Genomic DNA, 23108 nt, shown 5'->3' with positions numbered 1-23108 from the left:
GGACATAGCGTCTGTTCGCTTGCTACGTTTCGGGGTATGACCGCTCTGACGGCGAAGGTGGCGGAGCCCACCCCGCCCCCGCCTCCCGCCGCCGGTGTCCCCCGGCGCCGGGGGATCGAGCTGGTGCTGCTGGCCGGGGCCGTGCTGATCTCCGTCCTCGGTCATCTCCATGTCGGTATCGCCACCACCGGTCGCGTGCCGGGCTCCGCCGACCGGTACGCCGCCGGGCTCGCGGTGGCCGCGCTGCTCGCGCATCTGGCCGTCCGGTTCGGCGCTCCGTACGCGGATCCGCTGCTGCTTCCCATCGCCGTGCTGCTCAACGGGCTCGGGCTGGTGCTCATCCAGCGGCTCGACGCGACCACCCCCGGCCGGCTCACCGCCGGTGACCAGCTGCTGTGGTCGGCCCTCGGGGTGCTGCTCTTCGTCCTTGTCGTCGCTCTGCTCCGCGACCACCGGGTGCTCCAGCGCTACGCCTATCTCTCCGTCGCCGCGGCCCTGGCGCTGATGCTCGTCCCCGTCTTCTTCCCGGCCGTCAACGGCGCGCACATCTGGATCCGCTTCGCCGGGCTCTCCTTCCAGCCGGGGGAGTTCGCGAAGATCCTGCTCGCCGTGTTCTTCGCCGCCTACCTCGCGGCGAACCGCACCGCGCTCGCCCTCACGGGCCGCCGGCTCTTCTGGAAGTTACGCCTCCTGCCCGGCCGGGTGCTCGGGCCGATCCTCGCGATCTGGCTGCTCAGCGTCGGTCTGCTGGTGCTGGAGCGGGATCTCGGGACCTCGCTGCTGTTCTTCGGGCTCTTCGTGATCATGCTGTTCACCGCCACCGGCCGGATCGGCTGGATCGCGATCGGGCTGCTGCTCGCCGCCGTCGGGGCGTATGCGGTGGGGACCTTCGAGCCGCATGTCCACGGCCGGGTGGAGGACTGGCTGAATCCTTTCGCCTCCATCGAGCGCGGCGAGGGCCCCGGCCAGCTCGCCCAGTCCCTCTTCGCCTTCGGCGCAGGCGGGCTGCTCGGCGCGGGGCTCGGCCAGGGGCAGTCCTTCCTGATCGGTTTCGCCGCCAAATCGGACTTCATCCTCGCGACCGCCGGCGAGGAACTGGGCCTCGTCGGCCTCACCGCGATCCTGCTCCTCTACGGACTCCTCGTCGCCCGCGGTTTCCGCGCCGGGCTGGACCTGCGCGACCCCTTCGGCCGGCTGCTGGCCACCGGCCTCGCCTCGATCGTCGCCCTCCAGGTGTTCGTGATCGCGGGCGGCGTCACCGGCCTGATCCCGCTCACCGGTATGGCCATGCCCTTCCTCGCCCAGGGCGGCTCCTCCGTCGTCACCAACTGGATCATCGTCGCCCTGCTGGTCCGGCTCAGCGACAGCGCCCGCAGGCCCCGCCCCGCGCAGGAGGCGCCCGAGTGATCCGCTACATCCGCTGGTGCGCCTGGTTCTGCGCCCTGCTGCTGCTCGCGCTGCTGGTCAACGTGGGGCGCGTACAGGTGTGGGAGTCCGCCTCCTACGGCGCGAACCCGGCCAACAAACGCCCCGCCATCGAGCGCTACGCCGAGCCGCGCGGGGACATCCTGGTCGACGGGCGGCCCGTCACCGGCTCCCGCGACAGCCGCCAACTGCTGCGCTACGAGCGCACGTACAGCAACGGCCCGCTCTACGCCCCCGTCACCGGCTTCTCCTCCCAGACGTACGGGACCAGCTTCGTGGAGCGCGCCGAGGACGCTGTCCTCTCCGGCACCGACCCCGGGCTCTCCGTCTTCCCCCTCTGGTACGAGCTCGCCCGCGGCCGCCCCGCCGGCGGGAACGCCGTCACCACCGTGCGCGCGGGCATGCAGCTCGCCGCCTACACCGGGCTGGCCGGCCGGCGCGGCGCGGTCGCCGCCGTCGAGCCCGCCACCGGGAGGATCCTCGCGCTGGTCAGCAGCCCCTCCTACGATCCGGCGGAGCTGTCCGGTACGGGCAGCCGGGTGAAGGCGGCGTGGGAGCGGCTGAACGCCGACCCGGCGCGGCCCATGCTCAACCGGGCGCTGCGCGAGACCTACCCGCCCGGCTCCACCTTCAAGATCGTGACGGCGGCGGCCGCCCTGGACGCGGGCGTGATCACCGATGTGGACGCCCCGACCCGCACCCCCGACCCCTATCCGCTGCCCGGCACCAGCACCCTGCTGCCGAACGCGGCCACGGGCTGCGAGGACGCCTCCATGGCGGAGGCGGTGCAGTGGTCCTGCAACACGGTGATGGCGAAGATCGGCGTACGGGTCGGGCTGCGCGGGATGGTGGAGGCCGCCCGGCGCTTCGGTTTCAACGCGGAGGGGCCGCGGGTGCCCTCCTGGACCTCGCGGTCCACCTTCGACACCGACATGAGCCAGGACCAGCTGGCCCTGTCCTCGATCGGGCAGTTCAACACGAAGGCGACCCCGCTGCAGATGGCGATGGTGGCGGCGGCCGTCGCCAACGGCGGTGAGGTCAGCTCCCCGTACCTGGTGGAACGGACCACGCAGGACGACGGTTCCCCGGTCCGGCGGGGGGACCGGCGCAGCCTCGGGCGGGCGATGAATCCGGCCACCGCGCTGCGGCTCCAGGAGCTGATGGTGAAGGTGGTGGAGAACGGGACGGGGAAGAACGCGGCGATCCCGGGCGCGGTGGTCGGCGGCAAGACCGGCACCGCGCAGCACGGCATCGGCAACGCGGGGACCCCGTACGCCTGGTTCATCGCCTGGGCCAGGGCCGAGGGGGCGGCCCTGCCGCGGGTGGCGGTGGCGGTGGTCGTGGAGGACGCGTCGGCGGACCGCGGCGACATCAGCGGCAACGGCGCGGCGGCGCCGATCGCCCGCGCGGTGATGGAGGCGGCGCTGTCGGCGCGCTGATGGAGGCGGCGCTGTCGGCGCGCTGAGGACGCGGGTCACTCCGAGGGGGTTCCGCCCCGGCCCTCGCTGATCGCCGAGCCGACCTCCGCCACCCGCGCCGCCTCCTCCGCGGCGAAGCGTTCGCGGTCCAGGGTCTCGGCGATCTCCTCGTCCTGGCTCATCAGCAGGTCCAGGCTGGAATCGCCCAGGTGGAAGACGCCCATGTCCAGATAGGCCCGCTGGAGCCGTTCCCCCCACAGCCCGATGTCCTTCACGCACGGCACGATCCGGCTGAACAGCATCCGGCGGAACAGGTGCAGGAACTCCGACCGTTCGCTGAGCTGCTGCGCCTCCTTCGCCGGGACGCCGAAGTTCTCCAGCACCTCCACCCCGAGCAGCCGGTCCCGCATCAGGTAGCAGCCCTCGATCACGAACTCCTCGCGCTCGCGCAGCTCCGCGTCCGTGAGCTGCCGGTAGTAGTCCCGCAGCGCCATCCGCCCGAAGGCCACGTGCCGGGCCTCGTCCTGCATCACGTACGCCAGGAGCTGCTTGGGCAGCGGCTTCGTCGTCGTATCGCGCAGCAGGCCGAACGAGGCCAGGGCCAGGCCCTCGATGAGCACCTGCATGCCCAGGTACGGCATGTCCCAGCGGGAGTCGCGCAGGGTGTCGCCCAGCAGCCCCTGGAGGCTGTCGTTGACCGGGTACAGCAGCCCGATCTTCTCGTGCAGGAAGCGCCCGAAGATCTCCGCGTGCCGCGCCTCGTCCATGGTCTGCGTGGCCGAGTAGAACTTGGCGTCGAGGTCGGGTACGGACTCCACGATGCGGGCCGCGCACACCATCGCGCCCTGCTCCCCGTGCAGGAACTGGCTGAAGTTCCAGGCGGTGTAGTGGCGGCGCAGCTCGCCCCGGTCCTTCGCGGTGAGCTTGTCCCAGTGCCGCGTGCCGTAGAGCGGAAGGGCCTCGTCGGGGGTGCCGAGCGGATCATAGGGGTCCACCTCGGTGTCCCAGTCGATGCGCTTGCCGCCGTCCCACTGCTTGTCCTTGCCCTTCTGGTAGAGGGCGAGGAGCCGTTCGCGGCCGTCCTCGTATTCCCAGGTGAAGCGGGCGGAGCCGGCGGCGGGTACCTGCCAGACCGGCTCGCCCGGGTCCCTGGTGTAGAGCTCGTGCGTCGACACTGACGCCCCCTCGTCTCCTGTACTGCCGTGCAGGACCGGACGGTTGGCAGGGTCACACGTTGGTAGACGCGGGGTCAACAAGTCGCGCACGGGGGATTGACGGTCTTGCTGACAAGCAGTCTCATAAGCAGTGACCGCCGGTAACTCGACGACGAGGTGTCCGAAGCCATGACGACCGTGACCGAACGAGCCGCGCTCAGGGACGCCCTCGGCCTGCTCAAGGACCGGGAGCAGACCGCCGAGCGCCTGCTCGAATCCTCGGCCAAGCACTCCTTCGACCCCGACAAGGAACTCGACTGGGACGCCCCCATGATCGAGGGCAAGTACTACTGGCCGCCCGAGCTGCTCTCCCTCTACGACACCCCGCTGTGGAAGAAGCTGGGCGAGGAGCAGCGCATCGAGCTCTCCCGCCACGAGGCGGCGGCGCTCGGCTCCCTCGGCATCTGGTTCGAGATCATCCTCATGCAGCTCCTGGTCCGCCACATCTACGACAAGTCGCTGACCAGCAATCATGTCCGGTACGCGCTCACCGAGATCGCGGACGAGTGCCGCCACTCCATGATGTTCGCCCGCATGATCAAGCAGAGCGGCACCCCCGAGTACCCGGTCTCCCGCGCCCACCACAACCTCGCGCGGGTCCTCAAGACGGTCTCCACCACCCCCGGCTCATTCGCCTGCACCCTGCTCGGCGAGGAGATCCTGGACTGGATGCAGCGGCTGACCTTCCCGGACGAGCGCATCCAGCCGCTGGTCCGGGGCGTCACCCGGATCCACGTCATCGAGGAGGCGCGCCACGTCCGGTACGCGCGCGAGGAGCTGCGCCGCCAGATGCTGACGGCTCCGCGCTGGGAGCAGGAACTGACCCGGATCAGCTGCGGGGAGGCCGCCCGAGTCTTCTCCCTCGCCTTCGTCAACCCGGCGGTCTACGACAACATCGGCCTGGACCGGCACGAGGCCGTCGCCCAGGTCCGCGCGAGCGGTCACCGCCGCGAGGTGATGCAGGCGGGCGCGAAGCGGCTCACCGACTTCCTCGACGACATCGGCGTGCTGCGGGGGGTGGGCCGGCGGCTGTGGCGCAGCTCGGGGCTGCTGGCGTAGGGGCGGGCGGCGTAGGGGAGTTCGCCGCGGCGGGCCGGAGCCGGGCCCTGCGGGGTTACCCTGCGGACATGACCGTACGCGCGTACCGCAGGCTGAGCGTCGAGGAGCGGCGGGCCCAGCTCCTCGACGCGGCCCTCACGCTGTTCGCGCACCGGGCGCCGGAGGAGGTCTCGCTCGACGACGTGGCGGAGGCGGCCGGCGTCTCGCGCCCGCTCGTCTACCGCTACTTCCCCGGCGGCAAGCAGCAGCTCTACGAGGCCGCGCTCCGCTCGGCGGCGGACCTGCTCGAACAGTGCTTCGCCGAGCCCCAGCAGGGCCCGCTGACCCGGCGGCTGTCCCGCGCGCTCGACCGGTACCTGGCCTTCGTCGACGAGCACGACACCGGTTTCGCGGCGCTCCTCCAGGGCGGCAGCGTCGTGGAGACCTCCCGTACGACGGCGACGGTCGACGGCATCCGGCGGGCCGCCGCCGACCAGATCCTCCTGCACCTCGGCGCCCCGGCGCCCGGCCCCCGGCTGCGCATGATGGTCCGTACGTGGATCACGGCGGTCGAGGCCGCCTCCCTGATCTGGATCGACGAGGGCAAGCAGCCGGAGGTGGACTCGCTGCGGGACTGGCTGCTCGACCAGTTCATCGCCCTGCTGACGGCGACCGCCGCCACCGACCCGGAGACCGCCCGCGCCGCCCGCGCCGCGCTCGCCCTGGAATCGGCCGACGGACCCGTCGGCTCCCTGGCCCGCCGCGTGATCCCGGTGGTCTCCGAGGCCGCCCACCTGCTGTGACACTGGTGGGGTGAGAAGCGAACCGACCCCGTTCGAGGGCGGCCCCATGGACGGCCGGACCCTCCCGGTCCTCGTCGGCCCGACGGGCCACCCCCCGAAGTGGTACGAGATCCCGGTCCCGACCCCGCCCGGCCCCCCGACCGTCCTCCTGTACGAGCGCGTCCCGGCGGGCTACACCAAACGCCTGGGCCTGCAGAAGGGCTGGAAGTACCGCCACGTCCCGTCCGGCACGAAGCCCCCGATCCGCTGGCCGTGGTCGAAGGGGGCCCGGCGGCCGGCACCGGAGGACTGACGGGCGTGCCGCTACGGCGTGCGGGGCCGCGGGGGTGCGTCCGGCGCTGGTTCCCGCAGCTCCTGCTGCTCCGGCGGCTCCTGCCGTTCCCGCAGCTCCTGCCGCTCCGGCGGCGCCGGGAGGGTCAGGACGGCCTGGGCGCCGCCGGTTTCCGCCCGGGCGAAGCGGAGAGTGGCGTTCAGGACCTGGGACTGGGCCGCGGCGATCGTGAGGCCGAGGCCATGGCCCTGGCTGCCCGTGCTGCGGAAGCGCTGGGGGCCGTGGGTGGTCAGGTAGGCGGGGAAGCCGGGGCCGTGGTCGCGGACCGTCAGGACCGGGCCGTCCACCGTGAGGGTCACCGGAGCGCGGCCGTGCCGGTGCGCGTTGGTGATCAGGTTGCCCAGGATCCGCTCCAGCCTGCGCCGGTCCGTCTCCAGGTGGGCGTCCCGGACGACCACCACCTCCGTGTCCGTCCCCGACGCCCGCACCACCCGCCGCGCCAGCCGCCCGAGCTGGTGCAGATCCGCCTCCACCACCTCGCTGCCCGAGTCCAGCCGGGAGATCTCCAGCAGGTCCTCCGTGAGCTGCCGCATCGTACGGACCCGCTCGCGCACCAGCTCCGTCGGCCGTCCGTCCGGCAGCAGCTCCGAGGCCGCCTGCAAGCCCGTCAGCGGCGTCCGCAGCTCGTGCGCCACGTCCGCCGTGAACCGCCGCTCGCTCTCCAGCTTCGCCTGCAGGCTGCCCGCCATCGTGTCCAGCGCCCCGGCCACCGTCGCCACCTCGTCCTGGTGCCGCGAGGCGTCCCGCGTGCGCGGGTCGTCCACCCGCGCGTCCAGGTCGCCGCCGGTGATCCGCCGCGCCACGTGTGCCGTCTGGTGCAGCCGCCGCGTCACCCGCGTCACCGCGAAGACGCCCACCAGCAGCGTCCCGCCGATCGCCAGCACCGACGAGCCGATGATCGCGTTGTCCAGCCCGCGGATCGTGCGCGCGCTCTGCCCGTAGTCCACGGCGGCCGCCAGCGCCCGCCCGTCGGCCGGGGCGGCCGCCCACATCGTCGGCCGGCCCAGGTGGTCCGCCACCAGCGTGCCCCGCTGCCCGCCCAGCGCGAGGGTACGCAGCTCCGGCGGCAGCCCCTCCGGATCGAGCCCGGCGCCGGGCGGCAGGTCCTCGCCCGCCTCGTAGGCGAGCGCCACGTCCTGGAGCTTGCCGAGCGCCTTCTCCCGGGCCGTGGCCACCGTCTGGCGCGTCACCTCCACATGCACGAGCGCGCCCAGTACGCCCGCCAGCGCGCAGCACATCACCGCGATGAAGCAGGCCGACTTGAAGGTGAGCGTGGCCGTCCGGGCGGGCAGCCGGAGGCGTGCGCGCAGGGGCCTGCGCCGGGCCCGCGCCGCCGCCGGGGAGCCGGGGCCCGTCATGGCCGGCCCGGCGCGGGACCGGGGCCGGGGCCCGGCCCGCGGCCGCCGGGGCCGCCGCCCGGGCCGGGGGGTCCGTCCGGGGCGCCGGGAGGCCCGTCGGCCGGTTTCTGCGGGCCGCCCGGCACCCGTACGATCTGCTCGCGCGTCGGCAGCATGGTCAGCTGGCGCTCGTCCCAGGACCAGGCGGTGATCAGCTCGTAGCCGTGGTTCCCGCTGGGAACGCGCAGGATCACGTCCCGCCCGGCCAGCTCGACCGAGACGACGGTCTCCGTGGTCGCCATGATCCGGTTGAGGCGGCCGTCGCCGTCGGCCGTGTACACCCGTACGGACATCATCCTGTCGGGGAACTCGATCCCCACGATCAGCTCGTCCTTGCCGTTGCCCGTGAGGTCCCGGTAGTACGGCTTGTGCACCGGGCACGCGGAGGGCTCCGCGCCGTCCGCCCCGCAGGCCCGGATCGCCTCGGCGGTCTCGCGCGGTATCCCGTCGGGGCCGGTCGCGGCGCGCGCGTGGGCCCGTACCTCGGCCTGGACCAGGGCGACGGGGTCGACGGCGTGCACGTTCTCGTCCTGGACGGCCGGGATCCCCTTGACGTACTCGGGCGGCGCCCCGCCCGGATCGGCCGGGGGCACGGTCGCGCCCTGGCGGTCGGGCCAGAGGTGTACGGGGCCGCTCGCGGGCGCGGTGGCCCCGGCGCCGACGAGGCCGCCGGTGTCGCCGCAGCCGGCGAGGAGGGCGAGGGTGAGGGCCAGGGCCGGGAGGAGGGGACGCCGGGGCCGTCCGGAGCGGGGCCGGGGCAGGGGCCGTCCGGGACGGGGCAGAAGTGTGCCGTGGAAGCGCATTCTGTTCACAGCCCCCCGTGCCCTTCCGCCCACGTCGTGCCGGCGCCCGCTCTCTCGCCGATCACGTCAACCCTACGCGGACGCCCGCCCCTTTTGCCCACTCCGGTACCCCGGCACCGGCGGGCGGCGGTCCGGAGGCGGTTCGGCGGCTGGTCGGAGGCGGGTCGGCTGCGGTTTCGGCTGCGGTTCGGTGGCGGGTCGGCGGTGGGTTGGAGGTGGGTCAGCCCTCCGTGCGGCCCCGGCGCAGCATCGCGAAGCCGAGCCCGGCCGCGCCGACGGCCGCGACGCCGCCGCCGGCGGCGATCAGCAGGACGCCGTCGCCCGGACCGTCGGCCAGCGTACTCAGCCGCCGTCCGCCCGCGGACGCGGCCTCCAGGGCGCGGGTGTCGCCGGTGGCGGCCCGGTGCGCGGCGGAGGCGGGGAGGACGCGGCCGTCGCGGATGCCGGTCTTGTGGCCCTGGCCGCCCGCGACGGTGTGGCCGCCGTCCGGCGCGGGGACCTCGCCCGCCCAGGAGGTCAGCCGTCCTGCGGGGTCCAGCGAGGCGTGCAGGGCGCCCGTACCGGCGAAGTCGGTGACCCCGTCACGGCTGTTCAGGACGGCGGTCCGGGCGCCGTCGGCCGTCAGTATCTCGGCCTGGTAGGCGCCCCGGGCGGTGCGGTAGACCTTGCCGGTGGAGAGCCCGTCGGCGAGCGGGAGGCTCTTGACCAGGGTCCGCTGCGGGCCCGGGGAGTGCGCGGCGGCGGCCGCCGGCAGCCCTTCCGCGAGCGCGGCCACGGCCGGCGCGGCCAGCAGGCCGCCGGCACAGGCGGTCACGGCGGCGGCGCGGACGAGAGTGCGGCGGCGGGCGCGGCTCACGGGAAGTCCTTCGGTACGGGGCGGTCGGGCTGCTGCGGGCGGCACCAACGTAGAGCTCCGCCGTTGCGGAGGCGCCCCGTTCGTGTAACAGCGGTGCCGCAAGGTTCCGTCGGAGTCGTTACACAACCGGGGGACGGGGGATTGCCGAGCGGGCGGGCGGCTGCTCCCATGGAGGGCGGGGGTGAGGGCGTATGCACGGACTCAGGGTGATGCCGGGCGGGCGGCCCGGGGGCGGGCTGCTGTATGTCAGCCGGCCCGACGGGCGCGCGGTCGCCTGGTACGACCGCCGCACCCACCGCATCAGCGTCCTCGCGGACGAGCACCGCGAGGCGGTCCTTGCGGTGTTACGGCCCTACGTGACCGGCAGCGTCACCGTCGGCCCGCCCCCGGTCCCCACCGCCGCCGACCTGCGGCGGCTGGCGCTGCCGCCCGACGCGGACCTGGCGCCGAACCGGCCGGGGGAGCGGCTGCTGGGCGAGCTGGAACACGGCGCTCCGGTGGGCGCGCGGACCCGTCACCGGCTGCGGGCGGACCTGACCGCGCGGACCCGCATGGGCGACGCCCTCGACGCGCTCGACGCGGACGGCTGGCACACCCTCCACGACGTCCCGCTCCCCGGCCTCGGCATCCTGGACCACCTGCTGATCGGCCCGGCGGGGGTGTTCTGCGTCCGCACGGTCCCGGCCCGCCGCCAGCGCGCCACGATCGGCGACCTCCTCCTCACGCTGGGCCGCACCCCACCCCGCCCGGACCCCCGCTGGCTTCGCCAGGCGTCCGCCCACGTAGCCCGAACGCTCCAGGTCCCGACCACCCCCACCCTGGCCCTCCCGGACGCCTCCCAGATCGAAATCGCCCCCACAGCCCGAGCCACGATCCGCCTCCTCACCCCACCAACAACGACGCAGGACCTCCTGTCGACCCCGCCGACCCTGAAACGACCGGAGGTGGAAACCTTGTTCGCCCTGTCCCGGGACGCGGGGACGTGGCTGGGCGGGGGGCGGGCTGCCTGAGGGGGCGGGTCGGGGCCGGAGCCTGCGGGGCGGGGGTCCGGGGTTCCGGGTTCAGGCCCCGGCCGGACAGGACGGGCGCCCAAGCCGCCCTGAATGCGCTGGTGTTGACCGTGCTTACCCTGAGATCGCCGTGCGCATCGCCGGTCCGGGGCCGCGCGCCACCAGCCGTCCCCGGGCCCCATCGCTGCTGCTGTCGCCCGGCTGTCCTGGCCAGTGGGGGCTTGAGGGCTGGGAGTTGGCCAGCCGACCTCAGTTCATCCGCGCGACGCGGACCGGCGCCCCGCGGGCCCACCCCGTACGGGCGGACCTGCCCCGAGCCGCCCGGCGCCCGGTACCCCCTTACGCCGAGGTGCGCTTGCGCGGGGGCGTGGCCTTGGTCTTCTTCGTGGCCGACGTTGCCTTCGTCGACGTGGACTTCGTTGTCGACTTGGCCGTCGCCGTCTTCTTGGCCGTGCTCGACGACGCCGCCGTCTTCGTCGTCGACTTCGTCGCCCGCTTCGACGGGGTCGCCTTCTTCGCCGACGTCGCCGTCGACTTCTTTCCGCCCACCGCCTTCGGCGCAGCCGCACCCTTGCCGCCTCGGCCGCCGCCGGACGCCGCCCTCCGGATCGGCGTGACCTCCGCCTCCTCCCCGGGCTCCGCCTCCCCCCGCGACGCCTTCGCCGCCCGCACGCTCTTCTCCAGCGCCGCCATCAGGTCGATCACCTGCCCACCCCCCGCCGGCTCCTCCGCCGCCTCCGCCGGCTCGAAGCCGCCGCCCGCCTTCGCCGCGATCATCGCCTCCATCGCCTCGCGGTAGTCGTCGTGCAGCGAGGACATCTCCACCTCGCCCAGCGTCGCCATCAGCGCGTCCGCCAGGTCGAGTTCGGCGTCCCGCACCGTCACCTCCACCTCCGGAGCCACCCCCTCCGGCACGCGGATCTCGTCCGGCCACAGCAGCCCGTGCATCGCGATCACGTCGTCGACCACCCGCAGCATCCCCAGCCGCTCCCGCCCCCGCAGCGCGTACTTCGCGATGGCCACCTTCCGGCTCCGTTTCAGCGCCTCCCGCAGCAGCGTGTACGGCTTGGCCGCCGTCGCCCCGTTCGCCGCGAGGTAGTACGCCGCGTCCATCTGGAGCGGATCGATCTCGTCCGCCGGTACGAACGACATGATCTCGATCGTCTTCGCGGTCGCCAGCGGCAGCTGCGCCAGGTCCTCGTCCGTGATCGGGATGACCGACCCGTCGGCCTCCTCGTACCCCTTGCCGATCTCGGCGCCCGACACCTCCTCGCCGTCCATTTCGCACACCTTGCGGTAGCGGATCCGCCCGCCGTCGGCGAGATGGATCTGACGGAAAGAGATCGAGTGGCTCTCGGTCGCGTTCACGAGCTTGATCGGAATGCTGACGAGGCCGAAGGAGATCGCTCCGTTCCAGATGGATCGCACGGTTCCTCCCGTTTCGTGGCAATCTCATCGTATGACGCCGATCACCATGGTGGAGGGCCGTCGCCTCGCGCTCAGCAATCTCGACAAGGTCCTCCACCCGGAGACCGGTTTCACGAAGGGCGAGGTGCTCCACTACTACGCCACCGTCGCGGAGCCCCTGCTCGCGCAGATCCACGACCGGGCGGTGTCCTTCCTGCGCTACCCGGACGGCCCGGACGGCCAGCTCTTCTTCACCAAGAACCCGCCCCCCGGTACGCCCGACTGGGTGAGGACCACCCCCGTCCCGCGCTCCGAGGACCCCTCCGCCGTACAGGTGGTCGTCGCCGACCTGCCCACCCTCATGTGGTCCGCCAACCTCGCCGTCGAGTTCCACATCCACCAGTGGCCGGCCGGCAGCCCCGCCGTCGCCGACCGGATGGTCCTCGACCTGGACCCCGGCCCGCCCGCCACCGTCGTCGAGTGCTGCGCCGCCGCGCTCTGGCTCCGCGCCCGCCTCGCCGCCGACGGGCTCGAAGCCCTGGCCAAGACCTCCGGCTCGAAGGGCCTGCACCTGGCGGTGCCGCTGGAGCCGACCCCGTCCGAGCAGGTGTCCGCGTACGCCAAGAGCCTCGCCCAGGAGGCCGAGCGCGCGCTGCCCGGCCTGGTGGTGCACCGCATGGCCAAGGCGCTGCGCCCCGGCAAGGTCTTCGTCGACCACAGCCAGAACGCCGCCGCCAAGACCACCGCCGCCGCCTACACCCTGCGCGCGCGGCCCGCCCCGACGGTGTCCGCGCCCGTTTCCTGGGCGGAGGTGGAAGCCTGCCGGAACCCGGCCGAGCTGGTCTTCCTCGCGGGCGACATCGTGCCCCGGCTGTCCCGCGACGGGGACCTCTTCGCCCCACTGACGGACCCGTCGCGGGCTCGGCCCCTGCCGGGACGCGGGGCTTCGGGGGCGGGGGGTGACCGACCGCCGACGGGCAGGCGGTCGAAGGGCGGCCAGCGGACGGGCGGGCAGGCGAAGGGCGGCCAGCGGACGGGCGGCCCGCCGTGATCCGCGTCGCGCTGGCCGCCGCCGTACGGAGCCTGCCGCAGGGGGCGGGGCTGGCGTACGAGCCGAAGTTCGACGGCCACCGGCTCGTCGTCGTGCGCACGGCGTCCGCGGTGACCCTCCAGGCGCGCTCCGGCCGCATCGTGACCAGCGCCTTTCCCGATCTGGCGGCGGCCGCGCTGCTGCTGCCCGCGGGTACGGTGCTGGACGGTGAGGTGGTGGTCTGGAGCGCGGGCCGGACCGACTTCGCGCTGGTGCAGCGGCGCGCGGCGGCCACCCCGGCGCGGGCCGCCGTCCTCGCGCAGAGCCTGCCGGCCTCGTACGCGGCCTTCGACGTCCTGGAGCTGGCCGGGCTCGACCTGCGCGAACGCCCGTACGAGCGGCGCCGCGCCCTCCTCGTCGACCTGCTGCTGCCGCTGGGGCCGCCGCTGCAGCCCGTACCGATGACGACCGATCCGGAGCTGGCCGCCACCTGGTACGAGACCCTGCCCGCCAGCGGTATCGAGGGCCTGGTCATCAAACGGCTGGACCAGCGCTACCCGGCCGGCCGGCGCGGCTGGCGCAAACTGCGGCACACGGACGTCCGGGACACGGCGGTGATCGGCTATACGGGGACCCCGCGGCGCCCGCTGGCCCTCGTACTGGTCCTGCCCGTCGGGGACGAGACCCCGCTGGTGTCGAGCCCGCTGACGGCGGCCCTGCGCGCGGAGGTGGCCGAGGCGGCGGCCGCGCGCGGGGCGGCCCGGCCGGGGGCCACGGTGACGGCGATCGGCCTCGGGGAGGTCCCGTACCGGGCCCTGGACCCGCCCCTGACGGCGGAGGTCCGCCACACGTCGGCCCGGCATCCGCCGCCGGAGGTCCTGCGCCTGCGCGCAGACCTGTGACCCCCGGCGCGGGGTGCGGGGGTCACAGGTCCGGTGCTGCTTCTCTCGGGCCTCTTTCCGGTTCTCTCCGGCTCAGGCGTGGGCGCCTCGGCCGGCGTCCGGCGGAGCACCCGGCTGCGGGTGCGGACCGGGCCCCTCCGGCTGCTTGTAGCCGGACTCCCGCTCGGCGCGGACCTCGTCGGGGTGGGTGGAGGTCGTCGAGCCGAAGTTCCCGTAGCCCTGCATATCGTGCGGCCGCAGGCCGGTCTTCGGGATCTCCACCTGATCCCGTTCCTCCCGCACCTCGTGCACCGCTCCGCCGTCCGGCAGATGCGGCTGCTCCTCGGCGGAGGGCGGCGGCGGCTCCTTGGCCCGCACCCGCTGACCGAGCTTGAAGCCGCCCAGCAGCATGCCGGCGACGAGAATGCCGACGACGAGGAACCACACGATGTCGAGGGCGACCGGGTCCACGCTCAGGATCATGTCCATAGGGACATTTTCTCCCACGACCTACCAAATCTCGCCTGCCGAGAGCGTCCGGCGAGGGGTCGGGGGCTCGTGGGTGCGGGCGGGGCCGCCGGGCCCCGGGCTCCGGGCCTCCGGTCGCGGGACCTACGGCGGCCGCCACCTGGGCTCGTCCGGCTGTCGGCGCCGCGAAGCTCGCCCGCTCCTTGGGCGTACCGGTACGGCCCGCACCCGGAGGTGTGTCCGCCCGACCCGCCGCACGCCGTGCGGAGGCAGGCGGTCCCCACATGGACGCCCGGGTGGCTGCCCGTGTCGTCCCCCGCCTGCGCCAGCGGCGCGTGATGGCGACGGAGCCGCAGACGCGTAACCGCTCCGCTGGATTCCGCCCCAGGTGCGGGGGAGCGGTCGCGGCTGAGGGTGGGTGCGGGCTCGCGGCACCGCAGCCGCCCGGCCGCAGGCCCCGGGCTCCGCCCCCGTGCCACGGAGTCTCCCCGGACCGCCCCGCCCTAGCCGTTGATCGGCCCCCCGCTGTCCCGCAGCGCCCCCGCCCCGCGGGAGCCCAGTACGCCCAGGATTTCCGCGCAGATTGCCAGGGCCGTCTCCGCCGGGGTGCGGGCGCCGAGGTCCAGGCCGATCGGGCCGTGGACCCGCGCCAGCTCCGCCTCCGTGGCCCCCGCCGCCAGCAGGCCCTCGCGCCGCCGGGTCGTCGTACGCCGCGACCCGAGCGCCCCGACGTACGGGACCCCGGCGGCCAGCGCCGCCCGTAGCGTCGGTACGTCGAACTCCTCGTCGTGGCTCAGCATCACCACGCACGCCGCATCCCGCCGCGCCGCGATGGCCTTCGCCGCCTGCTCGGCCGCCTCGACCCGTACGGCCTCCCACCCCAGCAGCAGCGCCTGCCGCTCGATGAGCTCCGCCAGCTCGCCGCCGCCCCCGATGACCACGTACGGGGCCGACGGGTACGCCTCGACCAGCACCAGCCCCGCATCCCCGTACACCGCGTCCCGCCCCGGCCGCCGCGTGGCCAGCAGCTCGGCCGCCCGCCGCCCGGCCTCGTCCCGCGGGGGCTCGGCGGCCCGTACGACCTCACTCGTGGCCCGGTCCGCCGCCTCGTTCAGCCGCGTCACCAGCGCCACCCCGGCCCCCGCCCCCAGCAGCTCCCACCACCGCGCCGGAATCCCCGCCAGCGGCTGCAGCAGCACCTCCGCCCGGCCCCCGCAGGTCAGCCGCGCCGCCTCCGCCTCGGCCCGCAGCACCGACACCTCGCACACCCGCGCCGTGGCCCCGGCCGGCACCGCCCGGGCCTCCGCGACCAGCTCGGCGTCGAAGACCCCCCGGTACAGCGCGCCTACGCACTCCCCGCGCGGGTCCACGAGCACGGCCCCGCCGGGATCCCGCGGCCCGAAGCCCTCCTCGGTCACGGGCCGGGCGAGAAACCCGGCCCGCCCCTCGGCCGTCCACCGCTGCGCCGTCTCCACCAGCTCACGCATCCGCGCCGCCCATCCACTCCGCGCTCTCCCCGCAAAGCGCCAGCTCAGCGGCACGATGCGGCCTCACCTCCCACCATAGGCAGCCCCGGCCCCCCACCCCACCCGCCGAACCCACAGATTCCCCGCGCCCGGCCTCGTACGGATCACCGGAACCCCGCCGGGGAGCCACGGCCTGCCGCGTTGACGCCCATGTCACCTGATCGGGGCCGATCCGGGCCTCTGTGCCCCATACGGCCCAAACCACTACACACCGCATGCCATGCTCGGCGTCCTCCGGCGCCGCCGCGCGTCGTGAAGTCCCCGCTCCGAAAGGCGTGTTCATGCTCCGCACCACCCCCGCACAGGCCGCCTCCGCCACCGGCGGGGTCCTCCTCGTCACGATCATGGCGGGTTCGGCGTCGGCCGTGGGCTGGGGAAGCGTCACGGTGTCCTACGACGGGAAGGCCCGCGCGACCGCCTACGGGGACTTCCGCAACGACCGCAACATCAACGCGCTGAACAAGGTCATGTCCAAGGACCTCGCGGCGGACGGCAACACGGTCTACACCACGGGCAATTGGTACTTCGAGAACGGAGCCGAGGTCCACGCCCTCAACACCCCCGAGCACAACCACACGTACTACGTCACCCACCACCTCAAGTACCCGCTCGAACCGACGGCGAAATCCGTACGAGGAGGCACGCGGGCGTGCGTCCAGCGCGGGTGGCCGGTCCCGGATACGTGCTCGGCCCAGGCCCTGCCCTCCTTCGACTACTGACGACGGCGAGGACCCACGATGATCACCCCTCGACGAAGCGACCGCGCGCCCGGGGAGCCGGGCGCCGTACGCGGCGGATCCACCCCTGCCGCGACCCCCTGCGGCCTCGACATCCGCGACCTCGTCGTCCGGTACCGGGCCAAAACCACCCTCGACATCCCCGCCCTCGCCCTCCGGCCCGGCATCACCGCCCTCACCGGCTCCAACGGCTCGGGCAAGACGACCCTGCTCAAGGTCTGCGCCCTCCTCCTGCGCCCCGCGGCCGGATCCGTCACCCTCGGCGACCGCGCACCGCACCGCCGCCCAAGCCTCCGCCACCACCGCGAGGCCATCGGCTACCTCCCCCAAGCCCCCGAATTCCCCGCCCACTTCACCGTCCACGAGGCCGTCTCCTACGCCGCCTGGCTGCGCGGCATCCCCCGCGCCCGCCGCGCCGGGGCCGTCCGGGACGTGATCGAGGACCTGAACCTCACCGGCGTGGCCGACGCCCGCCTGCGTACCCTCTCCGGCGGCAACCGCCAGCGCGCCCATATCGCCCAGGCCGTCGTGCACGAGCCCGCCGTCCTCCTCCTCGACGAGCCCACCACCGGCATCGACGTGGAGCACCGCATCGAGCTGCGCACCTATCTGGCCCGCCTCGGCCGGACCCGCTGCGTCGTCCTGAGCACCCACCACACCGAGGACATCGAGCTGCTGGCCGACCGCGTCCTCTCGCTGCGCGAGGGCCGCGTCGTCTTCGACGGCACACCCGCGGAACTCATGGCCCGGGCCGGCGCCGGCACCGGCGACACCGCGCGCTCGGTGGAACGCGCCCTCAACGACCTGAGCAGCGGTGGAAGTTCATCCCAGGACGATGCCGTCGGAGGCGCCCGATGACCACCACCGCCACCCGGACCACGAGGGCCGACCGGTCCACCGCCGCCACCGCCCGGAGCACCGGCGCCGCCCGCCTCCACCTGCGCCGCTCGCTCGGCCGCACCGCCTTCCCCTTCCTCCTCGTCCTCGTCGTCCTCAACACCCTGCTGCGGCCCATGGGCTGGCGCTACGAACCCATGTGGGCGGTGTACCAGTACAACTTCACCGTGATGCTGCTCGGCCCGCTGCTGGCCGGCGTCGCGGCCTGGGAGGGCCATCGCCTCGCCCGCGCCGCCCCCTTCCTGTCCGCCCACCATCGCCCCCTCGCGATGCTCGCCGCGGCCTGGGCCGCCCTCCTCGCCTGGTGCTGCGCCGCCTTCCTCCTGGGGCTCGTCCTCGTCCTCGGCCTCGTGGCCCGGACCGGCGCCCTGGCCGCCCTCGGCCCGCCCGAACTGCTCACCCCGCTGCCCGCGCTCGCCCTCCTCGGCCTCGCCTGCGCCGTCGGCCTCGCGGCGGGCCGGCTGAGCGGCGAGGGCGGCAAGGTCGCGGCCCCGCTGGCGGCGATCGTCGTCTTCCTCGTCTTCCTCCTCCTCTACTCGGGCGAGCTGTCGGAGTTCGTGATGGTCGGCGGGGCCACCAGCTCCCTCGTCGGACTGCGGCCCAAGGCCGGCACCCAGACCGCCCAGATCGCCTTCTACGCCGCCGCCACCCTGCTCGTCCTGATCGCCGCCGCCTGGAGCACCGCCCTCCACCACCTGCGCCCGCGCCAGTTCCTCGCCGCGGCCGCCACCGCCGTACTGTGCGTCCTCTCCGCCGGCCACCTCGCCTCCGCCGACCCCCTTTACCTCGAAGCCCGCCCGGGCGACGTCCGCTGCCAGGGCACCCGCCCCGAGATCTGCCTCGGCCGCGGCTACGCGACGTACGAGCCCCGGCTGCGCGCGAAGCTCACCCCGCTGGTGACGGCCATGGCCGAGCTGGACCTGCCCGCCCCGGCCGCCTTCCGCCAGGACGCGCTGCGGAGCGGCAGGAACACCGGCCAGCTCTCCCCGGACACCGTCACGGGCGGCGACAGCGAACTGCTGCTCGACATGTTCCTCGGCACCTACTACGGCTCCGACTGCGCGATCGAGCCCGGCACCCCGATGGAGCGCCACCACGTCAACGCCCGCTACTGGCTGGCCGCGGCCGTGGGAGCCCCCGCGTACGAGGACCCGCTCCTGGACCCCCGGCTGACCTCGGGCTCGCCGGCCGAGCGCATCGCGGTGGCGCGCGCCGCCTTTCAGGGCCTGGCCGCCTGCGATGGCTAGCCTCGTCTACGTCCGCCGCTGGCGCCTCGGCCGCCAGGCACTCGTCGCCCTGCTCTGCGCGCTGCTGTGGCTCGCGACCCCGCTGCGGCTGTACGACGTACCCGCGCGGGACGGCGTACAGGGCGCCCTCTGGCCGATGGTCCCCGCCCTCTTCGCCGCGTTCCTGCCCTCGGTGCTCGCCACGGCCGCCGAGGTCCCGGAACGCCTCGCCCCCACGCCCGCCCGCCTCCGCGCCCTGACCACGGCCCTGGTCCTCACCCTCGCGGCCGCGCTCGCCCTGGCGGGCGCCACGAACGACCCGGCCGTCGCCCTCCGCAACACCCTCCTGCTGACATCCCTGGCCTACGCCGCCTGCTGCGTCCTGCCCCCCGCGGCGGCCTGGGTCCCCCCGGTGGCGGTCCCGATGGCGATGTGGCTGATCGGCACCAAACCCCAGGCCCGGGTGGAACCCTGGTCCCTCCTCCTACTCCCGGGCCCGACACCACACGCGTGGCTCATCACGCTGCTCATGGCCGCAACAGCCCTCCCGACGTACATCCTCCGAGGGCCCCGCTTCTGACCCTCGTCCTTTGCCAATGCCGGAACTCGTCACTCCGCGCGGCCCTGAGTGCGCTGCGCGGCACGATCCCCCCGCACGGGGTCACAGTGGCATTAGGGTTGCCCGACAGGTCGAGGGTGGGTTGCGCAACTGTAAGGGGTGGATGGTGACGGTTGTCTCGGTGTTCCTTTCCTGCTATGAAGCCATGCAACGAGGGGAGCTGATTCATCGCAGGAGCAGGAGGGATAAGGAGTTCCACTTCCAGGACTGGGTAGGTGAGCGGATCACCGAGACGGGGCTTTTGTGGGAAGAGACGAAGAGAAACAAATACCCGGATTACATCATGATCGACTACCTCGAAGGGTACGAGGTGAAAGGGCTGGAGGCCCCTGGGCGGCAGGCAGATTTTGACTGCAACAGTCAGCTTGCGACCGGACGGCATGGCGATAGGTCCGTCTACTACATCTTCGGTCGATATCCGAAGGAGTTCGAGGGCGATCAGTTTCCGGTACTCGATCTAGTGATCTGTCATGGCGATTTCCTCAACGCCCATCACCACTACGTGCATAAGAACGACAGTTTTCGCGACTTCGGCTCCTATGGTGATATCTTGGTGCGCGACCGAAAAATGTACGTCGCTCCCACGCCCTATGCGCTGGTGGACGGACTTGCCTCCCATTGCACATTGATTGCGCCGAGTGAAGATGCGTTTACCGGTGTGGATGGTCTGAGGGAGGTCGGATCTTTGGTGCGTACGGAGGCTGATAGAATTGCGGCCGAGTACACCTTCGACTTCCGCGACAACTCTCTGCGTACGGTGCTGACGGGAAATCCGACAGCCGGATCCGTCAGGACCTTCACAGCGTACAGGGCGGCCAGTGATCCAGCTGGTTCAGTTGCCATGAAAGGCGTGAGGCGACTGCCCCGACAGCCTCTACTGGATGAGATCGATGAACTACCCGAGCCCCCGTCACCAGACTCTCTTTGACGTCGACGCGCAAGTCCGTCGGGGCGTACCCAGTTCGTCCGCTCTGGAAGGGTCTTTCCCTGCTGTTGCACTCAGCAAGATTGCAGAGAACGAGTCGTGGCGGAAGGAAATTCATCGGCCGGCCACGAGTACTCACAAGTGGTGGGCGAAGCGCCTGGGCAGTGTATTTCGTGGAATCATCGCGGCAGCAGTCACCGAGGCCGATGGTGATGCCCTTGAGTCTTACAGTGCGCCTGTAGACCTCGGCGGTCTGGTTGTGTTCGATCCGTTCGCGGGCTCAGGCACCACCGTTGTCGAGGCGGCCAAAATGGGGGCGCGTGCCATCGGGTCCGATATCAACCCGGTGGCCACGCTTGTTCAGCGTCAAGCTGTGCAGCGGTGGGATATTGCCGAGTTGCGCCAAGCGTTCGGTCGTGTCGAAGCGAAGTGCCGCGAGGAGATCGACCGCGTGCACCGCGCCGAAAGCGGTGAGACGGTTCTCTACTACTTCTGGGTCGCGGTAGTTCGCTGCCCGGAATGTGAGGCGAGGACCCGTCTCTTCTCGAATCATGTGTTCTCTCAGCACGCCTACCCCAAGAGGGTTCCCGAGGCGCAAATTGTGTGCCCGGTGTGCTTGGATGTGCAAGTCAACCGCTACGACTTCGAGTCGGCCGAGTGCCGCAACGGTCATGAATTCGGACGCACCGGTGCGGTGAATCGAAGTCAGGTCACATGCCCCAACGGCCATATTTCCAAAGTGCTGGACGCTTTGCGTGGTGAAGTTCCTCAGCAGGAGATGTACGCAAAGCTCGTCCTCGGTTTTGACGGGGCAAAGCGATACGAGTCCGTTGATTCGTTTGACCAGTCCCTCTATGCGGAGTGCATCGATCTGCTGGAGACGCGTAAGCGCGACCTCGTCCTGCCGGTGGGGGGGCTTGATCCCGGGGAAAACACTCGCCAGGCGATGCGGTGGGGGTTCACGGAGTGGAGTCAATTTTTCAACAGTCGGCAACTCTATTCGCTTGGCCTTCTGGGTGCCGCGATTCGTGATGTCGACTCCGGTGATGCCGAGCGGGAGGCACTTGCCGCGCTCTTCTCCGGAACTCTTGAGTTCAATAACATGTTCTGTTCGTTCAAGGGGGAAGGGACGGGGGCGGTCAGGCATATGTTTAGTCACCATGTTCTCAAACCTGAGCGTGCCCCTCTCGAAGCCCACCCTTGGGGAACAACTGCGTCGTCCGGATCATTCTCCACCCTCTTTCGAAGCCGGATCGTCCGAGCGCACGAATACAAGACCGAACCCTTTGATCAGGTTTTGACCAAAGGTAGTGTCCAGAGAGTCACAGGATTGTCGTCCTCATTTAGTGGGCAACTCCTGGATGGTTGGCCGGAGCGGGGCCTGGACGTCAAGCAGTTCTATATCCGTAATGGCGACTCGTCTTGCACTGATCTGCCGTCCGGCTCTGTCGACCTTATCGTGACCGATCCCCCCTATATGGACAATGTCCACTACTCCGAACTTGCTGACTTCTTCCATGCCTGGCTCAGGGGGATGAAGCCCTACTCGGGGTATCCGTCTTCCGACGAGACGACGAGGAACGCCGGTGAGGTGCAGAGTGCTGACCCACGCCAGTTCAGTGATGCGATTTCGCGTGTCTGGAGGGAGTGCGAGCGGGTCCTGAAGCCGGGGGGCTTGCTGGCGTTCACCTTTCACCAGGCCCGGTTGACGGCGTGGGTCGGCCTTGTCGAGTCGCTGAACGATGCCGGCTTCGGGGTCACGGCCATTCAGCCGATCAAGGGTGAGATGACGACGAGCATCACGAAAGCTGGTAAGGAACCCTCCAACCTCGACTCAATCGTCGTGTGCCGGAGACGGTCCGAGATCCGTCATGCCGTGGACTCGCCTGCAGTCGCGGCGGCGCGTGGAGAGAAGCTGCTCAATGATCTGCGGCAGGCGGGCGTGCAGGTCGGCGTCGGCGATGTCAGATCGGTTATCCGCGGGCACGTACTGGCGACCTACACGCTGAGTGCAGGGCTGGCTCTTCCAGCCCTGTCGCAACTCGCCGAGGCCCTGACGAACGCAAGCGTGGCTCGTTTCCGCGACGGCAATGCATGACCTGATCAGTCTGTGGCGGCCCCGTGCTCGCCCTGACTCCCGTCGCGGCAGGAGCCGGACGACCAGCGCGGTGCCCGCCTCGGCGCGTCGAGAGCTCTTTCGGACCTGGTGCGGTCGGCCGCCCCGTACTTTTGCCGGTCTCGCAGGAGCGTCGCGGCCTGACCCGGCCTCGCGCATGATCCGCACCCCTTGGAATGCGCGGGCACGCGCGGGCAGTTGGCCGCGCATACGCGAAGACCCCGTCTCCAGCGTTTGCGCTGGTGGCGGGGTCTTTGGGCACTTCCTGCGAAGTGCCCCCGGCAGGATTCGAACCTGCGCACACGGCTCCGGAGGCCGTTGCTCTATCCCCTGAGCTACGGGGGCGTGTCCGCCGTCGTGCGGCGACGGGTTGAACACTACCAGCTTCCGTGGGGTGATCAGGAACCCGTTTGTGGTGGAGAGGGGTGTCCGTCGCCCGCACGGGGTGGAAGTGGCAAAAACCCGGACGCGGGGGCCCCGCTCGACCTACTCTCGAGTTGTGCCAGGCGTCTCTGGCCGGGTTCTCGTTGTCGACGACAACAAGGTCATCCGGCAGCTGATCAAGGTCAACCTCGAGCTGGAGGGCTTCGAGGTGGTGACCGCCAATGATGGTGCCGAGTGTCTGGACGTCGTGCGCCGTGTCTGCCCCGATGTGATCACGCTCGACGTGGTCATGCCGCGGCTCGACGGTCTCGGGGCGGTGGCGCAGCTGCGGGCCGATCCGCGGACCCGGGACGTGCCCGTCGCGATCATCAGTGCCTGTACGCAGCAGGAGGTCGAGGCCGGGAACGCCGCCGGGGTCGACGCCTTCCTCGCGAAGCCCTTCGAGCCCGCCGAGCTGGTACGGGTCGTACGGACGCTCGCCGAGCGCAAGGACCGGCGCGACGGGAGGAGAGGGGCGCCCGCCGGGACCGGTCGGTGAGGCCCTTCGCCGGGCCCCCTGTTCATATGGCGAAACCCCTCGCGGGATGACCCGGCGTC

At 72.1% G+C, this 23108-nt stretch carries 22 protein-coding genes and 1 tRNA gene; 15 read left to right on the top strand and 8 right to left on the bottom strand.

Annotated elements, in window-relative coordinates; translation table 11 throughout:
• Positions 1 to 36 precede the first annotated feature (36 nt).
• Together ABZ873_RS03885 and ABZ873_RS03880 are read left to right on the top strand one after the other, a co-directional pair.
• The gene (locus tag ABZ873_RS03885; protein WP_360864653.1) at positions 37 to 1407 is read left to right on the top strand and encodes an FtsW/RodA/SpoVE family cell cycle protein; all 1371 of its coding nucleotides are present in this window, start codon (positions 37 to 39) and stop codon (positions 1405 to 1407) included.
• Entirely contained in the window at positions 1404 to 2864 is a 1461-nt protein-coding gene (locus tag ABZ873_RS03880; protein WP_360864650.1) for a penicillin-binding transpeptidase domain-containing protein, read from the top strand. Before ABZ873_RS03885 ends, ABZ873_RS03880 begins: the two co-directional genes overlap by 4 nt.
• 35 nt (positions 2865 to 2899) lie before the next feature.
• On the opposite strand, the gene ABZ873_RS03875 is transcribed toward ABZ873_RS03880, so the two are convergent.
• Positions 2900 to 4018, bottom strand: a complete 1119-nt coding sequence (locus ABZ873_RS03875) for a ferritin-like domain-containing protein (protein ID WP_360864647.1) — start codon at positions 4016 to 4018, stop codon at positions 2900 to 2902.
• Between the two features lie 168 nt (positions 4019 to 4186).
• Between ABZ873_RS03875 and ABZ873_RS03870 the strand changes: the two genes are divergently transcribed.
• From ABZ873_RS03870 to ABZ873_RS03860, 3 genes are all read left to right on the top strand, one after another.
• The gene (locus ABZ873_RS03870; protein ID WP_360864644.1) at positions 4187 to 5116 is read left to right on the top strand and encodes a diiron oxygenase; all 930 of its coding nucleotides are present in this window, start codon (positions 4187 to 4189) and stop codon (positions 5114 to 5116) included.
• A 68-nt stretch (positions 5117 to 5184) separates the two neighbouring features.
• Complete coding sequence (locus tag ABZ873_RS03865) at positions 5185 to 5898, top strand: helix-turn-helix domain-containing protein (RefSeq protein ID WP_360864641.1); 714 nt, start codon at positions 5185 to 5187, stop codon at positions 5896 to 5898.
• Between the two features lie 10 nt (positions 5899 to 5908).
• Positions 5909 to 6190 (top strand): hypothetical protein, encoded by a 282-nt coding sequence (locus ABZ873_RS03860; RefSeq protein ID WP_360864638.1) that lies wholly within the window; start codon positions 5909 to 5911, stop codon positions 6188 to 6190.
• Positions 6191 to 6201: 11 nt separating this feature from the next.
• Here the strand turns inward: ABZ873_RS03860 and ABZ873_RS03855 are convergent, their stop codons facing one another.
• From ABZ873_RS03855 to ABZ873_RS03845, 3 genes are all read right to left on the bottom strand, one after another.
• Entirely contained in the window at positions 6202 to 7587 is a 1386-nt protein-coding gene (locus tag ABZ873_RS03855; RefSeq protein ID WP_360864635.1) for a HAMP domain-containing sensor histidine kinase, read from the bottom strand.
• Positions 7584 to 8429, bottom strand: coding sequence for a hypothetical protein (locus ABZ873_RS03850; RefSeq protein WP_360865029.1), 846 nt, complete (start codon positions 8427 to 8429; stop codon positions 7584 to 7586). Before ABZ873_RS03850 ends, ABZ873_RS03855 begins: the two co-directional genes overlap by 4 nt.
• A 220-nt stretch (positions 8430 to 8649) precedes the next feature.
• Complete coding sequence (locus ABZ873_RS03845) at positions 8650 to 9285, bottom strand: hypothetical protein (RefSeq protein ID WP_360864632.1); 636 nt, start codon at positions 9283 to 9285, stop codon at positions 8650 to 8652.
• Between the two features lie 191 nt (positions 9286 to 9476).
• Between ABZ873_RS03845 and ABZ873_RS03840 the strand changes: the two genes are divergently transcribed.
• The gene (locus tag ABZ873_RS03840; RefSeq protein ID WP_360864629.1) at positions 9477 to 10295 is read left to right on the top strand and encodes a nuclease-related domain-containing protein; all 819 of its coding nucleotides are present in this window, start codon (positions 9477 to 9479) and stop codon (positions 10293 to 10295) included.
• 339 nt (positions 10296 to 10634) lie between these two features.
• Here ABZ873_RS03840 and ABZ873_RS03835 read toward each other — a convergent pair whose 3' ends face one another.
• Positions 10635 to 11723 (bottom strand): Ku protein, encoded by a 1089-nt coding sequence (locus ABZ873_RS03835; protein WP_360864626.1) that lies wholly within the window; start codon positions 11721 to 11723, stop codon positions 10635 to 10637.
• A 31-nt stretch (positions 11724 to 11754) separates the two neighbouring features.
• On the opposite strand from ABZ873_RS03835, the gene ligD reads away from it, so the two are divergent.
• Both ligD and ABZ873_RS03825 read left to right on the top strand, forming a co-directional pair.
• On the top strand, positions 11755 to 12753 hold the full coding sequence (ligD, locus tag ABZ873_RS03830) for a non-homologous end-joining DNA ligase (RefSeq protein ID WP_360864624.1): 999 nt from the start codon (positions 11755 to 11757) through the stop codon (positions 12751 to 12753).
• Positions 12753 to 13634, top strand: coding sequence for an ATP-dependent DNA ligase (locus ABZ873_RS03825; protein WP_360865027.1), 882 nt, complete (start codon positions 12753 to 12755; stop codon positions 13632 to 13634). The genes ligD and ABZ873_RS03825 overlap by 1 nt, the downstream gene beginning before the upstream one ends.
• Before the next feature lie 72 nt (positions 13635 to 13706).
• Here ABZ873_RS03825 and ABZ873_RS03820 read toward each other — a convergent pair whose 3' ends face one another.
• Entirely contained in the window at positions 13707 to 14102 is a 396-nt protein-coding gene (locus ABZ873_RS03820; protein ID WP_360864622.1) for a DUF6479 family protein, read from the bottom strand.
• Positions 14103 to 14584: 482 nt separating this feature from the next.
• Positions 14585 to 15568, bottom strand: a complete 984-nt coding sequence (locus tag ABZ873_RS03815; protein WP_360864620.1) for an XdhC family protein — start codon at positions 15566 to 15568, stop codon at positions 14585 to 14587.
• 320 nt (positions 15569 to 15888) lie between these two features.
• Between ABZ873_RS03815 and ABZ873_RS03810 the strand changes: the two genes are divergently transcribed.
• From ABZ873_RS03810 to ABZ873_RS03785, 6 genes are all read left to right on the top strand, one after another.
• The gene (locus ABZ873_RS03810; RefSeq protein ID WP_360864617.1) at positions 15889 to 16326 is read left to right on the top strand and encodes a hypothetical protein; all 438 of its coding nucleotides are present in this window, start codon (positions 15889 to 15891) and stop codon (positions 16324 to 16326) included.
• Positions 16327 to 16344: 18 nt separating this feature from the next.
• Entirely contained in the window at positions 16345 to 17202 is an 858-nt protein-coding gene (locus ABZ873_RS03805) for an ATP-binding cassette domain-containing protein (protein WP_360864614.1), read from the top strand.
• A complete protein-coding gene (locus tag ABZ873_RS03800; protein WP_360864611.1) occupies positions 17199 to 18488 on the top strand; it encodes a hypothetical protein in 1290 nt (429 codons plus the stop codon). Before ABZ873_RS03805 ends, ABZ873_RS03800 begins: the two co-directional genes overlap by 4 nt.
• Complete coding sequence (locus tag ABZ873_RS03795) at positions 18481 to 19047, top strand: hypothetical protein (protein ID WP_360864609.1); 567 nt, start codon at positions 18481 to 18483, stop codon at positions 19045 to 19047. Before ABZ873_RS03800 ends, ABZ873_RS03795 begins: the two co-directional genes overlap by 8 nt.
• 142 nt (positions 19048 to 19189) lie before the next feature.
• Positions 19190 to 20014, top strand: a complete 825-nt coding sequence (locus ABZ873_RS03790) for a hypothetical protein (protein WP_360864606.1) — start codon at positions 19190 to 19192, stop codon at positions 20012 to 20014.
• Positions 19977 to 22109, top strand: coding sequence for a DNA methyltransferase (locus tag ABZ873_RS03785; RefSeq protein ID WP_360864603.1), 2133 nt, complete (start codon positions 19977 to 19979; stop codon positions 22107 to 22109). Before ABZ873_RS03790 ends, ABZ873_RS03785 begins: the two co-directional genes overlap by 38 nt.
• A gap of 291 nt (positions 22110 to 22400) precedes the next feature.
• Here the strand turns inward: ABZ873_RS03785 and ABZ873_RS03780 are convergent.
• Positions 22401 to 22472: transfer RNA gene (locus tag ABZ873_RS03780), tRNA-Arg, on the bottom strand.
• A 106-nt stretch (positions 22473 to 22578) separates the two neighbouring features.
• On the opposite strand from ABZ873_RS03780, the gene ABZ873_RS03775 reads away from it, so the two are divergent.
• Positions 22579 to 23049 (top strand): response regulator, encoded by a 471-nt coding sequence (locus ABZ873_RS03775; RefSeq protein ID WP_360865024.1) that lies wholly within the window; start codon positions 22579 to 22581, stop codon positions 23047 to 23049.
• Positions 23050 to 23108: the final 59 nt, after the last annotated feature.

Origin of the sequence: Streptomyces sp. NPDC047014 (assembly GCF_040644195.1) — a bacterium.
Lineage (GTDB): Bacteria > Actinomycetota > Actinomycetes > Streptomycetales > Streptomycetaceae > Streptomyces.
Note: the sequence above shows the minus strand (reverse complement) of the source record. Positions and strands in the feature narration are given on the sequence as shown.

Excerpts from the sequence above, each read along its gene's own strand:
- ABZ873_RS03885 (WP_360864653.1), top strand. The coding sequence starts at position 37 with ATGACCGCTCTGACGGCGAAGGTGGCGGAGCCCACCCCGCCCCCGCCT.
- ABZ873_RS03870 (WP_360864644.1), top strand. The coding sequence starts at position 4,187 with ATGACGACCGTGACCGAACGAGCCGCGCTCAGGGACGCCCTCGGCCTG.
- ABZ873_RS03865 (WP_360864641.1), top strand. The coding sequence starts at position 5,185 with ATGACCGTACGCGCGTACCGCAGGCTGAGCGTCGAGGAGCGGCGGGCC.
- ABZ873_RS03855 (WP_360864635.1), bottom strand. The coding sequence starts at position 7,587 with ATGACGGGCCCCGGCTCCCCGGCGGCGGCGCGGGCCCGGCGCAGGCCC.
- ABZ873_RS03850 (WP_360865029.1), bottom strand. The coding sequence starts at position 8,429 with ATGCGCTTCCACGGCACACTTCTGCCCCGTCCCGGACGGCCCCTGCCC.
- ABZ873_RS03840 (WP_360864629.1), top strand. The coding sequence starts at position 9,477 with ATGCACGGACTCAGGGTGATGCCGGGCGGGCGGCCCGGGGGCGGGCTG.
- ligD (WP_360864624.1), top strand. The coding sequence starts at position 11,755 with ATGACGCCGATCACCATGGTGGAGGGCCGTCGCCTCGCGCTCAGCAAT.
- ABZ873_RS03820 (WP_360864622.1), bottom strand. The coding sequence starts at position 14,102 with ATGGACATGATCCTGAGCGTGGACCCGGTCGCCCTCGACATCGTGTGG.
- ABZ873_RS03815 (WP_360864620.1), bottom strand. The coding sequence starts at position 15,568 with ATGCGTGAGCTGGTGGAGACGGCGCAGCGGTGGACGGCCGAGGGGCGG.
- ABZ873_RS03810 (WP_360864617.1), top strand. The coding sequence starts at position 15,889 with ATGCTCCGCACCACCCCCGCACAGGCCGCCTCCGCCACCGGCGGGGTC.
- ABZ873_RS03805 (WP_360864614.1), top strand. The coding sequence starts at position 16,345 with ATGATCACCCCTCGACGAAGCGACCGCGCGCCCGGGGAGCCGGGCGCC.
- ABZ873_RS03800 (WP_360864611.1), top strand. The coding sequence starts at position 17,199 with ATGACCACCACCGCCACCCGGACCACGAGGGCCGACCGGTCCACCGCC.
- ABZ873_RS03795 (WP_360864609.1), top strand. The coding sequence starts at position 18,481 with ATGGCTAGCCTCGTCTACGTCCGCCGCTGGCGCCTCGGCCGCCAGGCA.
- ABZ873_RS03790 (WP_360864606.1), top strand. The coding sequence starts at position 19,190 with ATGGTGACGGTTGTCTCGGTGTTCCTTTCCTGCTATGAAGCCATGCAA.
- ABZ873_RS03785 (WP_360864603.1), top strand. The coding sequence starts at position 19,977 with ATGAACTACCCGAGCCCCCGTCACCAGACTCTCTTTGACGTCGACGCG.